Source organism: Shewanella sp. 10N.286.54.B9, from assembly GCF_041468565.1.
Classification (GTDB): domain Bacteria; phylum Pseudomonadota; class Gammaproteobacteria; order Enterobacterales; family Shewanellaceae; genus Shewanella.
Genome location: NZ_JBFRIY010000049.1, coordinates 1 through 15,233 on the forward strand (window position 1 = coordinate 1; position 15,233 = coordinate 15,233).

Here is a 15,233-nt window from a genome sequence, read left to right on the forward strand (position 1 = left end):
ATAAATGTTCCAGACATTAAAAAGCCGCGAATTATCGCGGCTTTTGCTATTTCAATGAGCAAACGCTGTCATTAAGCGATTGCTTAACCACCAAAGCCAACATCTTTAATGTCGACTTGCTTAACGCTACCGTACTGTTTCGCAATTGGCGCTATTTTGGCGGCATTACCAATAATCACAAACTGCAGGTTATCTTTCGGGAAGTAAGTGTCGATTAAACGCTTCGACTCTTGCAATGTTAAGCCATCAACCTTGGCTTGAAACTCATTGATAAACGCATCATCAAAGCCATATAGGTACATATCAGACATCAAGCCCGCTAGCTGACCACTGGTTTCATACTTAGGTGGAAACTGGCCTTTAACGTAAGCTTTAGCTGAATCTAGAGTCTTTTGATCTAATCCTTGTTCCCATAGACGATCATAGGTTTTAAGTGCTAAGTCGATAGTCTCTTTGGTCGTCGCAGTCTTAGTAAAGGTGCTAATTCTAAACGTACCAGCAGCAGAATAAGCACTAAAGCCTGAACGTGCGCCGTAAGTTAATCCCGCATTAACTCTTAACTCGTCATTGAGCCATGAAGTAAAACGTCCGCCCAATATGGTGTTGACCACTGTTAAACCAACAAAATCAGGGTTATCACGACTAATCCCCATACCGCCAACTAAAAAGGTGGTTTCAACTGCATCGCCTTTATCAACTAACAATACTTTGTTGGCATCGAGCTTTGGCAAACCTTGTTTAAGGTCCAAGGGCTGAATCGTTTCAGTGCCTTTCCAACTGGCAAACAACTGCTGCAGCTTTGCCTTCATCTTAGCGGCATCAAAGTCACCGACGACACTAATAGCGGTGTTTGCTGGCTGATAGTAACTCTTATGAAAAGCTCGTAACTGCGATACATTGAGCTCGGCCAATGATTTGCTATCACCCGAAGTCGCATTGCCATATGGATGGTCAGCAAAAATGAGTTTGTCATAGTAGCGACTAATCACCGCGCGCGGACTCTCTTTCGATTGCCCTAACCCTGCTATCTCGCGTTGACGTAACTTGTCAAACTCAGCAGCATCAAAATCTGGTGATAGTAATACACTTTGGATAAGCGGCAACATGGTGTCAGCGTCTTTCGCCATAAAGTTAGCACTTAAATAGCTACCCTCTTTACCTGCTCCGCTTGAAAGGCTAGCGCCGAGAAAGTCTACCTCTTGCTCTATCTCTAACTTAGTTTTGCCTGCTGCACCGAGCATTAAACTCGCAGCGGTGACTTGGGCTACACCCGAAGTGGTATCATTTACTGCTCCAGCTCTGACCGTAGCATTGACCGTAATAAGCGGCACTTCTGTTTGCGGCATCAGATAAATAGTCAGCCCGTTATCAAGTGTTACTTGTTGATACGCAGGTACACTAAAGCTCCCCGTATCTACGGTAGTGCTTTGCATATCCGTGGCAGCACACCCGGTAAGTGTTATCGCACTCGCTATGGCCATAGCACTAACAATTTGTTTTGTTTTCATAACCAAAGGCGCAGAAACTGACAATTTAGTGACTCTGTTGATTAATGTTTTCATTCGTCAGTCTCCTCAGTAGCAGCCAGTACAGCAACAGTTCGATTTGAACGCTTTAGGTAAGTTTGCGCCACGCGTTGAATATCGGCTGGCGTTACCTTGTTGTACTCTTGAGGAGCATTAAATAGCTTATCGTAACTACCAAAGAACAGTTCATATGTACCTACTGTATTGGCTTTACCATTAATGGTTTCCATTGCTTGATAAAAGCCCATCAATTTGATGTTTTTAACCTTCTCTAGCTCTTGCTCAGTGACACCCTCGCGACCAATACGGTTGATCTCAGCGATCATACTTTTCTCAAGTTCGACAGCTGTAATGCCGGGGTTCGCCACGCCCATGACGTAAAAAAGATTCGGGTCAAAAGACATTGGCATATAGGTTTCAACTTCAATTGCCACCTGCTTATCAACTAGCCCTTGATACATACGTGAGCTATTACCCGTCGTAAGAATTGAAGACAGTAAATCAAGTGCATAATAATCAGCATTTGAAGTTGCTGGCACATGGTAACCGAGCATTACATTAGGTGTGCTCACCGATGCTTTTTGAACGTAAACTCTACGTTCACCTTTCTGCAGCGGCTCAACAGTTTTCACTTCTCTTGGAGGCGCTTGCGCAGGAATAGGCGCAAGGTATTGGTTTGCAAGACGCTTCACTTCAGCAAGCTTTACATCGCCAGCAATAACAACAACCGCATTGTTAGGTGCATAGTAGGTCTTATGGTATTGAACTAGATCATCTAATGTCCAAGCGGCAATATCTGACTCATGACCAATCACCGACCAACTGTAAGGGTGCGCTCTAAATGCAGCGCCTTTCAGCTCTTCTTGTAGGTTACGCCAGTTGGAATTTTCCAAACCGGTCAGACGCTCAGATGCAACTACACCGCGCTCGCTTTCAACCATTTCAGGGTTAATATCGAGATTTTCGATGCGATCAGCTTCTAAATCGAAAATGGTTTCAATTGCATTGGCTGGGAACCAATCTGTATAAACAGTTAAATTTTCGGTAGTGTAAGCATTGTTTGCACCACCAGCGGCTTCCATGGTGCGGTCAAACATTTTTGGGCCATACTTCTTTGCACCATTGAACATCATATGTTCAAAAAAGTGTGATATGCCTGTGATGCCTGGCACCTCATTACGTGAGCCTACTTTCCAGAATAGGTACATGTTAGCGTTAGGAATTGAACTGTCTTCTAACACCATTATTTTCATGCCATTATCCAGGGTAAAACTCTGAATATCTTTGGCTTCCGTTGCCTGCACCGCGGATGCTGTAAATAGCATACCCACTGACAGCAACAATGCCTTTGTATAGCGCTTCATTATTCGCTCCTTGTTTGAGCACTTATGTCGTCATTACAAAAAATATCACTGCAAATAGCAGTTTTTATTATCTAAATGACCTAATTCAGCTGATATAAAAAAGCAATTCGTGTTGAAAATCAAATTTGCTTATCTTTTATTTGTAACGTTCCGTAAATACTTTGATACTTTTGTTAACTTAAGTGGGTAACCTACCATTTACCTAACGCTCCAATTCAAGCCATCAAGCTGTCAATACGACTAAAAAACATTCTATAAATATCAACAGAAGCAACGTTTTATGCTAGTTTGAATCAAGAGATTCTTAAGCAACAGCCTGACTATGCCAACTGAAAATGATTTTAATGCGCTTGATAATTTAACCTGCAGTACTGAAGTACATCTGCAGATCCTGACGCCAACACAAGCCATTCGCCTGCGCAGTAAACTCATTGGTGTCGACTCAGGCCGCTCAATTATTCTTGCTCACGGCAACGATAAAGCTTGGGCTGCTGCCACTCCATTTATTAGAGAGCGGCAGAGCGTAATCATGCGGGTGGTTAACAGCGATGAACAAGATGCCAATATTGTTGCCTTTAGAAGTAGTATTCAAAAAGTCATTAGCGTTGTTGGCCGTTGGCTTATTATTGATTACCCGAAGGCTTTGCAAACAGTAGCGCTAAGGCAGCACTCTCGAATTCCCATCAATGTAACCGCCAGTTTAATCTGTAAAACAAGCAATACTGTGGTTTCTCAGGGCGATCTACGTGATATATCCATCAAGGGTGGCGCTTTTGTTGGTGAGCAGATAGAAGGCTTTGAGCTTGATAGCCAGTATAAGTTGCAAGTTAATCTTGATGAACAAAATGAAACGATCGACACCTTGGTCACCTTGAAAAACCAGCAGGAAGCTGAAGGGCAAGTCGAACAGGTTCAATATGGCTTGATCTTAGAAGCCGAGCATGAGGAAGCTGAAGTGATGGTACAAAAAGTTATTTTGCACCATCTGCTACAAAATCCAAAAAACTAACTTTTGGATAAAACAGTATTCACTGCTGCATTAATACTTGCTCGATCTTGAATAGAATTTTAGGTGACTTTAATTCTGTTTCTGCAGTAACAAGCAGTGCAAAATTGTCGGCAATAATCTCTTCGGGGTGAATAATGTAGTTGGTATTACGTCCCACTTGCTTAAAGAAACCTTTAAGATCCGGCACTGCAATGATTTCTGCTTGCTGCGGATCATAATCAGCTTTACTAGGCTGCTCTCCACGGCCAACAATCACAAACTTAAAGGTTAAATAGTCAAAAAACTCACCGCCTTTTTTGACATCATATTGCTCAACGTCTGAGTACAATATTGGCACTACCCACACAAGTTCGCCTTTATATTTTACTCGTATTGCAAAGTCATTTATCGGTGCATCAGGATTGGTGATCTTTTGCTTAGCCAGGTGGGTCGGAAATTCAATATCACCGATATATTCATAACCAATAGCTTGATAGAGTGCTTGCTTTATCTCAGGGTTAAAACGCGAGTAGATATGCAGTAATTCATGGGCAATTAATCTAGATAATCCCTGCTTTTTAGCTAACTGACGAGCTTGTAAAATAATCGCTTGGCCCCGAGTATAAGCAGCGCCGCCCTCTTCCAACCCTGTGGTTTTAATGAATTGAATCGGATCGGGTAAGCTCACTTTAAGCTCAGCTAACTTAGCGCTAATACTGTTAAATGCAACAGTGATAGTTTGCTGCTCTTGCGGCGTCCAATCTAAGGTTTGCTGCGCCACAAAACTAAGGTAATCGCCCTTTGACTGTGCACTAGCTTGTTTCATTCTGGCATCAATATCAAACTGGCTCACCCGTTGAACAAAGTCATCATTCAATGTCAGTAAATGAGTTGCTTCGGTTTTACTCAAAAACTCTATGTTGTAGATTGGTTTGGCTTGCACCATGTGACTAAATAGCATCACAGCGACAAAACAGCTGAGGAGAGATACTCTATTTAACATATTTAAATTCCAATAGATTGATAGCCGCTCCGCTTCAAAAATACCTATATCAAAGCCGACTGAGCGGGAATAAGTTTATACCAATTGCATTAAAAGTTTGACCATTCAGCGGGAATTCAAAACGCTGTAGGCAAGTAGTGGAATTTGAGCTAATAGTTATTCTATATCCAAATCCCATAGCGAAGCATACAGCGTTTTGCCTATTCTTTAACTTCAGCCGCACTACGTGAGCCCCTCAGTCTTTCCACTTCTGCTTTGCATTGGCTTAAAAGGGAATAACCATTTCTTTACCAATGCGCTTTGAATTGAAAAGGCTGAGGGGCTCTGAACTGGTCAAATACTTAATGCAATTGGTATTATACCCGTTTGGCAAAATGCGCCCTGTCTGTGTCGATAACCTCTAATGCCCAATGCGTGTGGTTAAACTTTAGAATTAATTTAGAGCTAAGAAGGTTTCGGTATTTTCCGCTCTAGCTTAGCCGCTTCTTTTGCTTCTCTTAAGTATTTGTCTTCTCTAGATTCTCGCTCATTAAACTGCTGCTGCGCTTTTTCACGCTGCTCGGTTTGCCAATCTCTTTGTTTCTCTTTGGCCAACATCTCTTTTTCATGCTCAGCAGCCTTATTGGCAGCATCCTTTGCTTTTTGCAACTGCTCTTGCTCAATTGTTAACGAGCGCGCTTTTGCCTCTTCAGCCTTCCCCGCCAGCATCACAGGGTCACTTTCGTCACTTGCCTGTATGCCTATACTGAAACCAAGAGCAAGTGGCAGGGTCATAGTCATTAATACTTTAGCTAACGTCACTCATCGTTCCTTAAATAACAATCAAATAGCGAGCTCATACTACCTTATTCCACTTGCATTAAATATCAGCTTATTTAATCCCGCTTTACCGACCTGCTGCATCGAACAGCCTAGCAGTGCGGATTATGTCAATTTTGTTTTGCTAACCAAAACTGAATAAACTCTTCTGCTGGTAGTGGCTTAGAGAAGTAATAACCTTGATGCAGGTGTACACCTCTCGCAAGCAGTGCTAAAGATTGTTCATGCGTCTCAACACCTTCTGCAATCACCTCCATCTTCAATGTCTTAGCCATTTGAATATAGGCATCTAATACTGGTGTGTTATTAGGTGACAACACTAAGGTGTCAACAAACAGTTTATCAATCTTAAGAATGTCGATATTCAGCTCTTGCAGATATGATGCTCCACCATAACCGGTTCCCGCATCATCAAGCTCAATCACCACTCCAAGCGCTTTCAACCGCTCGAGATGTTGATTTGCCACCTCTAAATTTCTTAAAGGCAAACGTTCAGTAATTTCAAGCGCTAGCTGATGAGTAGGAAAACCAGACGTTGCTAACCGCTCTATATGGCAGCAAAAGTCTTCTTGTTCAACTTGCTCAGGAACTAGATTTAGACTGCATCTGAATTCGTCATCAGCTGCAAATATCGGCGCCAAGTCTTCTGGGAGCTGCTCGAGCATCTGTATTGTTAACGGATTGATTAGTGCTGTGCGTTCGAGCTCATCAATAAAGCGCACCGGTGGAATCACCTCACCATTAGGCCTTACCCAACGAACGAGCGCTTCAGCTCCAACGATACGTCCTGTTGCGGCATCCATAATAGGCTGGTAAAAAGCGACAAGCTCTCGTTGACGTATTGCTCGCTTTAATTGTTGCTTGAGCGAACGCTCAGATCTTTGTAGTAGTTTAAACAAATAAGCACATAAAAACGACACCAACAAAGATAGTGGCAAGCTAAATACCAGGCTATTTGTCATCATTTTTAAAATACGGTTACGGTTTATCTGAGAGGCAACATAGAAAGGGTAACGGTCACTTTCAATACGGACGGTGCTGACTAAATCAACTAAAGGTTGCCCCATAGAATATACTAAACTGTCATTAGTCAGCCTAACTTCAACATGCCTGCATTTGCTACACTCAGGGTCAAAAAACGCATAACTATCATCAAGCGTGATGCGAATAGCGCTGGTGTTCTTTTTACCTATATAACCAAGAAACAGACTGCGACTATCCTGCTCTCTCCAGTTATAATTGAGCACTGCAAGCGGAAACTGACGATTAACTTCATCGAGTAAAATTAAGTTTTCAAAGTTACGATCTTTTTGTGCTACAACGATCTCGCCAACTACAGAGCAATAGGTATACCTCTGCTCCTGACTACTCCTAACAAAAAACAGTCCACCGTTAAAGTGATGCAGTAGAAACTGCTCTAGCTCTGCTCGACCTTTATCATCACACTTCTCATAATGTAACTGCTCAAGTTTATACATATTACGCATAGCATAATTCAGTTTATGCTCTACATAATTTATCATCTGCTCAGCATCTGAGGTTACTTCTGTAGTCACTCGCCAATATGCAACAGCATACGACAGCAGCATCATCAGTGAAAAAGCGCCGAGGAAAACACCCACAATGGGCAAAAAAACCTTATTTCGAAACTGAGCCACTAACCACCTCAAGATTGTTGAATCTATTTCAGATTATCGTCATCACGCCGCACCACTCACATTAAGTTAACAAATGTTACGCCGCAATCAAACTCTTTAGCAGCGTCTAGTTAAGTGGCTCATGGCAGTTAGCCAGCAAACATCAATTTGCTTAACGAGGTATCGTCTACATTAGTCAGCTAATTAATAAGTTAGCAAAAACACAAATTCACTTATCCAGACCATTTTTATGATCAAAAACTGATTTTATACAAAAAACTGTTACAACAAGTTTGTACAAAGCGTCAAATAAAGGTATTTTTGACGCTTATAGAACAAAGTATCTAAAACTCGAGATTTATACACTTTTAATCAGTATCAACTGAAAGAATAATGTCATGAAGGAAAGGGAAAAATGAATATGCAAAAGTGGTCAGAGTTATACTCTCACCTAACATCTTCCAGCCCTTCTCTTTCCGAGCAACTTATTCAATTAGACAGTGCGGATTCACCTTCAGCCCTGGCTATCATTCAAGGTTATCATTTTCTTGCAGCCAACCAGGCAGCCTTTAGTTACTTCGAAAGTACTGAAGAGAATTTTATCCATGCAACACCCTATGATTTCTCCCCTAGAATACAATCATCAGGTAGAAATAGCGTTGAACACGGACAACAAAAGCTCCGTGAAGCCGCTAAAGGCAATATAGTTGCCTTTAACTGGCTGCACATTAGTCAGCAAGGAACCGAGCTGCCGACCAAGGTCACCCTTTATCCTGTAAAGCTTACAGGTGAAGATGTCATTTTGGTGCAATTTACTCCCATGGATAGACGGGGAAAACGTCGCACTCGCTCAAGCAATGGCTTTGAAGGGCTACCCAAAGAGCTAATGTCGATAACGCTAGAGGATAGTGCAGAAGCTGTATATATCACTAACGAAGACAATCGCATCTTGGCAGTAAATAAGGCCATGTGTCGTATTTGTGGTTATAGCGCTGAGCATATGCTCGCCAAAACACCCCATGAGCTAGGGCTTGAAGCGATGCTTAATGACACGCTCAATGCTAACCCACTCAAGGAAAAAGGTAACTGGCAAGGCGAAGTTTGGAAATACCGTTCAGATGGCTCAAAGTTTCCAGCTTGGCAAAGTTGCCGCCGGATCTATGCTGATAGCACAGTGTACTTTGTCAATTTATTCAGTGATATTAGCGAGAAAAAGCGACTCGAGGCTAAGCTCACCCAGCAAGCTATGTACGACAAGCTAACCGGTTTGCCAAATCGATTTCATCTTATAAAAATTCTTAATAAGGCCATTGAGGAGATTAAACAGCACAGCAGTATGATTGGTGCTTTAATGTTTTTAGATCTCAATGGCTTTAAAAATATTAATGACAGTTTCGGCCATGCAACTGGCGATAAAGTTTTGCAATTAGTCGCGGCTAGACTAGAGACCTGCTGTCTTGAGGACGCAGAGATTGCTCGGCTCGGTGGCGATGAATTCACCTTAGTACTGCCAAAATGTAAGAATAAACAAGAGATCGAAACCTTCTCTGATTTAGTTCTTTCTTTATTTGACGCGCCATTCGAAATCGATGGGCAAAAGTTTTACCTCAGTACCAGTATTGGAATATCACTGTTTCCACAACAAAGCCATGAAGCTAATCAATTACTGAGCATGGCTGACACAGCAATGTATTCAGCAAAGAAAAGCCCCAATCATATCCGCTTTTACAATGCCGCTATTCGAGAAGCAGCAGAGAAAAAACTACATATACTCAATGACTTGAGACACGCTCAGAGCTTGGGGCAATTTAGTTTAGTTTATCAGCAAATTGTCGACCTAGAATCCAACGAGATGATTGCCGCTGAAGCGCTGCTGCGTTGGCAACGCAGTAACGGCGATATACTAGAAGCCAGTGAATTTATTCCACTATTGGAAGAAACTGGCTCCATGGTCAATGTCGGTTTATGGGCACTAGAACAAGCCTGTACCCAGATGGCACTCTGGCATACGCAGTACAATAATAAATTAAAAATCACCGTTAACATTTCAACTTCTCAGCTAGAACACCCTGATTTTGTCGCTATGCTAACCAAGGTACTCCAACAAACTCAGTTACCTTCAGATAAACTGATTATCGAAATTGAAGAGTCAGCGTTAATACGTAAACCAAGCGTGATGTCTGCGGTTTTAAGTGAGCTAAAACAGCTTAATATTGGCATAGCTATCGATGATTTTGGCGCAGGCCTCTCCTCATTAAGTCGATTAGGTAGCTTGCCAATTGATTGCTTAAAAATTGATTCCAGTTTTGCACATCGATTACATGAGCCTCAAGGCAAAGAACTATGCAAAGCCATGATTCAATTAGCGCAAACTTTGAACATTTGTTATATCGCTGAAGGGATTGAAACCAAAGAGCAAAAAGAGTTATTAGCTAAGATGGGAAAAGGGTATGGCCAAGGCTACCATTTTGGCTGGCCTGCAACGGCTGAAGTATTTGCTTCAGAAGCATTAATCCAGCTTAAAAAGGCCTAAAACCTTAAAGCGTTGATTTTAATGTGAGATTGAAAGATGGCTGCATCAAACACCTGAATGAATTCAGTATCGCCCCCTGCAAAAGCCGTGAATGAGGCAGCCACTTACGTCAGCTAAAATAGCTTACATGACTATTAAACCCTATATTTCACTGGATTAGCGTGACCTAAATTGGGTTTTACTGAGTATAAGATGACCTGATTCACAATTTCTAATTCTATTTATTATCTCTATATCGTTCGCGCACATCTGCCGGCATTGAAGCCAACCTTTGCTCAACTAACGCAGCCAATGCATCAGTTAACGGTGTTACATCTTTTAGTGGATCTATCGCCTTTAACATCATCGCACTCGCCTCTAAAGTTGATAAACTATCACTGCGACTTGCTTTGCGAATGGTGTAATTAGAAGCAGATTCTAACTCAAGATGTAGAGCGGGAAAGTCCGCTAGCCACGGGTTTAGCTGCAACAACTTGTAAGCTTTTCTCCAGGTACCATCCAACAGCAATAGGATCACCTCTTCAGCGAGTGAACTGCTATCAGCCAATTCGCTGTTCTCTGACGGGTAAACTAAATAGACTGGCTTGTTAGAGTTGGCTAGATATTGCCTTAGTACAGAAAAGTCCATGGGAGTTTCTCCTACATAGACCTGTGTTTCAGGGATCACTAACTCCATTAAACGCACGCTATTTTTGGCATGACCAACTTCACTGGGATCTTGCAACACAATCAGCTCAGTTTTTACCTGCATTCTTCTAATACTGGCACACAAGCAAGCTTTCAATGGGTAACCGCATATAGGACAATCTGGACGGGACAAAAGTGTAAACCTTGTTAATCTGTTAACTTAATAAGGCTTAGTTTATACCAATTCGATTAAGCTTCCCGCAAAAAAAAACCTGCATAGATTGTTACTCTACGCAGGTCAAAGGGTGTTTTATCGTTAACAGTAAACAGAGCTAACTGTCATTCATAACTCGGTTAATGAGCATGTTGCTCTTGATGCCAATGGTCAAATCGCGACATCGCCATCATAGCAAGTAAGATTATCGCTAAGCCTCCCATGACCAAAGCGACAGCGTAAGGTGCCGGAATGCTGGTTTGCTGCACTAGCGCTGTCAGTAGTGATGCGCCACTCATCTGAATGAAACCTAACATCGCAGTTGCTGTACCAGCTCTTTCCCCAAATGCTGATAACGCCATGCTTGTTGCAGGTCCTAACAGCAACGCAAAACCAATACAGAGCAACATCATTGGCAACATAAAGCTAAATGCCGCAGCTAACCCTGTTTGAGGGCCGAATACTTGTACTAGCACTTCGGTTGCAGCTGCAACCAGCATAAAACTGAGTGCGACAATAACCGTCGGGCGATTACCTAGTTTTTTAATCACTACTGGAGCTGCAAAACAAGCAACGATATTAACCGCAGCATTTAGGCCGAATAGGCCACTAAAGGTCAATTCTGACACGCCAAGACGATCTATTAACCAAACGGGAGCATAAGAAACGTAGCTTAGAATGGCCGCCATTCCCGCCATACAAGCAAAGGCATAGAATAAAAAGTGTGTTTCAACAATCACTGGCTTATAACGAGCCCAGCGATATAGCGGACCTGAACTGACCGTATTCTGTGGGCGTGTTTCAGGAAGACGGTAGCCGACAAAAACTAAAATAAGAATTGCGTACAGTGTCATAAACACAAACGTAGATCGCCAGCCAAATTGCAGTGCCAACAGGCCACCCAATGTTGGTGCTAATGCAGGGATAACACATATCATGCCGTTAAGGTAACTGTAGTATCGAGCCCCCTCTTTTGGAGAAAAGCAGTCACGCACAGCACTAAAAACTACGATAGAGGTTGAGCAAGCAGCCAAACCTTGCAACACCCGCGCAAACTGAAGCCATTCAAACTCAACGGCAACAGCAGCTAGCATACTACTTGCGGCATAAAGGATAATACCGCCTAATGCGACAGGCCTTCTGCCATATCTATCGGCTAAAGGACCGATCAATAATTGTCCAGTGCCCATCGCAAAGAGGAACAACACCAAAGTCGACTGGATTTGGCTCGCTGAAACTGAAAACTCTGCCGCCATGGCTGGCATAGAAGGAAGGTAAATATCGATAGCCAAAGGACTAAGAACCACCATCGACATTAAAATAGGTAATAGATTACGACGCATCATCTTTCTCAAATAAAGGAAACGTGACTATATTAATCAAACCATGGTATGAACAGAAATGATATTATTTCCATAATGAATTTCCATTGAGGAATATCTCGTGAAATTAGAGAATTTGGCTCGTATCGACTTAAACCTGCTAGTGATATTACAAATACTACTTGAAGAGCAAAGTGTTACTCGAGCAGCCAACCGTTTGCATGTCAGTCAGTCTGCATTGAGTAAAAGTCTCAATAGGCTGCGTGAAACCTTAGGCGATCCGCTTTTTCTGCGCACAGCTCATGGATTGAAGCCAACCGCTCACGCCGTTCAACTAGGAAAAATGCTGCCACAAAGCCTACAAGGCTTATATCAACTGACTTTACCACCTAGCTTTGAGCCCGCTAGCAGTAGCAGACAGTTCTCATTTGCCATGGTTGAAAGTGCCTATGAAACACTCATCCCCTATTTTATAGGCCCGCTACTGACCAAAGCACCAAACCTTAAGCTCGATAGCTATGTCTGGACCGAAAACTCGACACTAGCAATCCAGCAAGGGCAGATAGATTTTGGCATATCAGGGCGTGATCTGCATCCACAGTCTGCTTTTCAGGTAGACAGGCTTCCCGATGGAATAGCGCATCAAACTCTGTTTACTGACGAACAAGTCTGTCTGGTTCGAAAAGGTCACCCATTGCTCGCCGCAATAGCTGCTGGCCATTGGAACCAAGAGATCTACCTAGAGATGTCGCATGTGCAAGTACGCTGTGAAGGGAATGATTGGTGGGCGCTAGACTATCACTTAGCCGACTTAGGTCATCATCGTCGCATCAGCACCACAGTGCCTGATTTTTATGGCGCCGCCAGTATTTGCGCTCATAGTGATCTGATATTCACACTACCTGCAAGCTTTGCCAAACATGCACAAAAACTATATCCATTAGCAGAACTGTCTCTACCTTTTGATTTCATGCCACTTGCTTATGTACTGTTATGGCACCAAAGGAACGATGACGATCCTGGGCACCAATGGGTTAAGAACATTATTTGCCAAAGTGTTTCAGCAGCCTTTAGCTCACCAAGCCTAAAAGAATTTGCGAAAGTTAGGGACAGTTGATCTTTGCGGTAGTTTATTGGCTATTTTAACAAGGCGTAGGCGATGTGGCTTAGTCATTTTCCATGAATAGCCTACAACATAGTAAAAATAGCCAAGAAGCGCGGTCTTAGGGTTAAAAATGAAGCTAGAAAGATCAACAACCTCTAATCAAGATTAACCTTTATTAACGTGATATCTGCTCAGTTTATCGGCACTATGAAAGTCATTAGCTTACTCATTCAGTCAGTATTCATCTTTTTAGTGTAAGCTAATGATCAAGCAATTTTGGAGAACATATGATTTACAACCAATTTCAAAGCAGTTCAATGCAAAGCCGATTTTCAGGCTCTCGCGGCTGGTTAGCATTCGTTATCGGTTTAGCCTTTATGACCTTAGCTTTAGTCGCACTGCCATTTCTATTACTTTTTGGTGCCATCGCCTTTATTACTTTAAGCCTTTTTGGTCGTGTCTATTTGAAACGTCAGCTCGCGCGTTTCCAAAAACAGCAGGCTGGACAAACATTCCATAGAGAGAGCAATCAGCAAGCTGACGCTTTCAGCGATACAGCTTTTAAAGAGACAGTGTTTAAAGATAGTCCACCTCAATCAGCAAGAGCTGGACGCACTTTCGAGCACAACCCTAACGAGTAAGCTTCATTGCAGATGCGCTGCGGGGCCTTGATAGCAAGGCCTCAAAACGCTGCCAATGTACCGCTTTACTATCAGATTCAAATTCAACCCAATCAGCGACAGCATCTTCACCGACACTATAATTGATAATGTAAGAACGATTGCAGTCAAAGAAACGTATACGCTGTTCAGCCCGCGAATGAGTATAAAGCGCATCATCAGCCAATAACCTTATAGCCTCTTGCTGATCAATTTTTTTATCCGTCAGTAGCTTGCTGACATGGTTTTCAAAGTATCCCAGCCGCTTAACGCACGCAAAAACTTTGTGAAATAACGCCATATCGGCATCCAGCCCTGCTAAAGGCATTAATACATCGCGTTCAAAATTAACGATTTCTTCGGCTGTCATCAGCAAGCGGAGTGCATAATTAGCACTGCCTTCAGCTAAAAATGAAATTGGACTGTATAGCGGGTAAACAGAGTACTCTAACCAACCTTTTCCTTTAACTAACAACTGCTCCTGCAAAGCATTAAACACATGATGGCCGGGATAGCCTTCGTGAGTGGCAAGCTCCAAGTATCGATCGATTGTCAGAGGCTGATCTTGATTGAGTTGAATAAGGCTATGGTAATCACCTTTAAACCAGTTATAAGCGGTCCAGACTTTGTCATTCACATACTCTATTTCACAACTCTCATTTTCTGGTAGTGTGAACTGTAACTTAGTTAACTCTCGAGCCTTGTCGACCGCAGCATTAAAGACAGCAGCCGCCTTATCTTTAGGGACGATGTAACTATCTTTAAATACATTAAACCGGCTCTGTAAGCTACCAATGCCAGGCAATAGTCGATCGAGCTCAAGGTGTATTGCTTTTAATTCATCTCGCTGAAAATTAGCCACAGAAGAGTCATATAATCTTGCAGCCTCCTCATCAAAGCTAAGCTCCTTACCCTCTAATAAGTCTAAATAAGCACCAATAGATAACCACTGTTTCTCTAGAAAGTTATACCGTGCTTGTAACTCTGCATTAAACTTTTTACCCCCCAACACATTAAGTAACTGACTGCCTTCTTCAAACTGCGCTCTAAGCGCTGTCATGGGCTGCCAATAGGCTTCTTCCTTCCAAACCCTTGGGCCAAAATAGGCGTCAATATAAAGATCATCGTGCTGCCCAATCGCCAGTGCCAATCGGACATAGCGCTCTGCAAAATGATTCAACTCAATATTTATACTTTTCCAGGAAGCTAAAGAGATAAGAATAGAATTGGCTTCATTAGTGGCAGAGTAGGACATATAGCGCTCCAATATTTATTTGAAGCTAATGTACACAGATTGCATAATGTATACAAGGGGATTTTAACAAACAACAAAGTGAAGAATGTACAAAATAACATACAGTGTAATTATCTATATAAAATTCAATAGCAGAATAAAAAAATAATTGAAACTACTATTCCAAATTTTGTACTTAAAA

At 42.3% G+C, this 15,233-nt stretch carries 12 protein-coding genes; 4 read left to right on the forward strand and 8 right to left on the reverse strand.

The genetic code is table 11. The features are described from left to right. Nucleotides 1-83 precede the first annotated feature (83 nt). Nucleotides 84-1,508, reverse strand: a complete 1,425-nt coding sequence (locus AB4135_RS17105) for a M16 family metallopeptidase (RefSeq protein ID WP_371994701.1) — start codon at nucleotides 1,506-1,508, stop codon at nucleotides 84-86. 50 nt (nucleotides 1,509-1,558) lie between these two features. Continuing rightward, on the reverse strand, nucleotides 1,559-2,890 hold the full coding sequence (locus tag AB4135_RS17110) for a M16 family metallopeptidase (protein ID WP_371994676.1): 1,332 nt from the start codon (nucleotides 2,888-2,890) through the stop codon (nucleotides 1,559-1,561). 322 nt (nucleotides 2,891-3,212) lie between these two features. On the opposite strand from AB4135_RS17110, the gene AB4135_RS17115 reads away from it, so the two are divergent. Then, the gene (locus AB4135_RS17115; RefSeq protein WP_371994677.1) at nucleotides 3,213-3,899 is read left to right on the forward strand and encodes a PilZ domain-containing protein; all 687 of its coding nucleotides are present in this window, start codon (nucleotides 3,213-3,215) and stop codon (nucleotides 3,897-3,899) included. Nucleotides 3,900-3,918: 19 nt separating this feature from the next. Here AB4135_RS17115 and AB4135_RS17120 read toward each other — a convergent pair whose 3' ends face one another. The 3 genes from AB4135_RS17120 to AB4135_RS17130 all read right to left on the reverse strand — a co-directional run bounded on the left by AB4135_RS17120 (nucleotide 3,919) and on the right by AB4135_RS17130 (nucleotide 7,358). Further along, nucleotides 3,919-4,881: a hypothetical protein gene (locus AB4135_RS17120; RefSeq protein ID WP_371994678.1), complete on the reverse strand. Its 963-nt coding sequence runs from the start codon at nucleotides 4,879-4,881 to the stop codon at nucleotides 3,919-3,921. A 444-nt stretch (nucleotides 4,882-5,325) separates the two neighbouring features. Next, nucleotides 5,326-5,682 carry a hypothetical protein gene (locus AB4135_RS17125; RefSeq protein WP_371994679.1) on the reverse strand — a complete coding sequence of 119 codons (357 nt, stop codon included), beginning with the start codon at nucleotides 5,680-5,682 and terminating at the stop codon, nucleotides 5,326-5,328. 128 nt (nucleotides 5,683-5,810) lie between these two features. After that, nucleotides 5,811-7,358, reverse strand: a complete 1,548-nt coding sequence (locus AB4135_RS17130; protein ID WP_371994680.1) for an EAL domain-containing protein — start codon at nucleotides 7,356-7,358, stop codon at nucleotides 5,811-5,813. A 400-nt stretch (nucleotides 7,359-7,758) separates the two neighbouring features. Between AB4135_RS17130 and AB4135_RS17135 the strand changes: the two genes are divergently transcribed. Then, nucleotides 7,759-9,870 carry a putative bifunctional diguanylate cyclase/phosphodiesterase gene (locus tag AB4135_RS17135; protein ID WP_371994702.1) on the forward strand — a complete coding sequence of 704 codons (2,112 nt, stop codon included), beginning with the start codon at nucleotides 7,759-7,761 and terminating at the stop codon, nucleotides 9,868-9,870. A 217-nt stretch (nucleotides 9,871-10,087) separates the two neighbouring features. Here AB4135_RS17135 and AB4135_RS17140 read toward each other — a convergent pair whose 3' ends face one another. Both AB4135_RS17140 and AB4135_RS17145 read right to left on the reverse strand, forming a co-directional pair. Then, nucleotides 10,088-10,690, reverse strand: a complete 603-nt coding sequence (locus tag AB4135_RS17140) for a tRNA-uridine aminocarboxypropyltransferase (RefSeq protein WP_371994681.1) — start codon at nucleotides 10,688-10,690, stop codon at nucleotides 10,088-10,090. A gap of 161 nt (nucleotides 10,691-10,851) precedes the next feature. Beyond that, the gene (locus AB4135_RS17145) at nucleotides 10,852-12,054 is read right to left on the reverse strand and encodes a multidrug effflux MFS transporter (RefSeq protein ID WP_371994703.1); all 1,203 of its coding nucleotides are present in this window, start codon (nucleotides 12,052-12,054) and stop codon (nucleotides 10,852-10,854) included. Between the two features lie 100 nt (nucleotides 12,055-12,154). Between AB4135_RS17145 and AB4135_RS17150 the strand changes: the two genes are divergently transcribed. Both AB4135_RS17150 and AB4135_RS17155 read left to right on the forward strand, forming a co-directional pair. After that, entirely contained in the window at nucleotides 12,155-13,150 is a 996-nt protein-coding gene (locus AB4135_RS17150) for a LysR family transcriptional regulator (protein ID WP_371994682.1), read from the forward strand. 275 nt (nucleotides 13,151-13,425) lie between these two features. After that, nucleotides 13,426-13,779: a hypothetical protein gene (locus tag AB4135_RS17155; protein WP_371994683.1), complete on the forward strand. Its 354-nt coding sequence runs from the start codon at nucleotides 13,426-13,428 to the stop codon at nucleotides 13,777-13,779. Here AB4135_RS17155 and AB4135_RS17160 read toward each other — a convergent pair. Then, nucleotides 13,769-15,052 carry a hypothetical protein gene (locus AB4135_RS17160; RefSeq protein ID WP_371994684.1) on the reverse strand — a complete coding sequence of 428 codons (1,284 nt, stop codon included), beginning with the start codon at nucleotides 15,050-15,052 and terminating at the stop codon, nucleotides 13,769-13,771. The two genes, AB4135_RS17155 and AB4135_RS17160, sit on opposite strands and share 11 nt — an antisense overlap. Nucleotides 15,053-15,233 lie beyond the last annotated feature (181 nt).

What these genes read in the sequence shown, in the direction of transcription:
- AB4135_RS17105 (WP_371994701.1), bottom strand. Translation starts at nt 1,508, where the DNA reads ATGAAAACAAAACAAATTGTTAGTGCTATGGCCATAGCGAGTGCGATA.
- AB4135_RS17110 (WP_371994676.1), bottom strand. Translation starts at nt 2,890, where the DNA reads ATGAAGCGCTATACAAAGGCATTGTTGCTGTCAGTGGGTATGCTATTT.
- AB4135_RS17115 (WP_371994677.1), top strand. Translation starts at nt 3,213, where the DNA reads ATGCCAACTGAAAATGATTTTAATGCGCTTGATAATTTAACCTGCAGT.
- AB4135_RS17120 (WP_371994678.1), bottom strand. Translation starts at nt 4,881, where the DNA reads ATGTTAAATAGAGTATCTCTCCTCAGCTGTTTTGTCGCTGTGATGCTA.
- AB4135_RS17135 (WP_371994702.1), top strand. Translation starts at nt 7,759, where the DNA reads ATGCAAAAGTGGTCAGAGTTATACTCTCACCTAACATCTTCCAGCCCT.
- AB4135_RS17145 (WP_371994703.1), bottom strand. Translation starts at nt 12,054, where the DNA reads ATGCGTCGTAATCTATTACCTATTTTAATGTCGATGGTGGTTCTTAGT.
- AB4135_RS17155 (WP_371994683.1), top strand. Translation starts at nt 13,426, where the DNA reads ATGATTTACAACCAATTTCAAAGCAGTTCAATGCAAAGCCGATTTTCA.
- AB4135_RS17160 (WP_371994684.1), bottom strand. Translation starts at nt 15,052, where the DNA reads ATGTCCTACTCTGCCACTAATGAAGCCAATTCTATTCTTATCTCTTTA.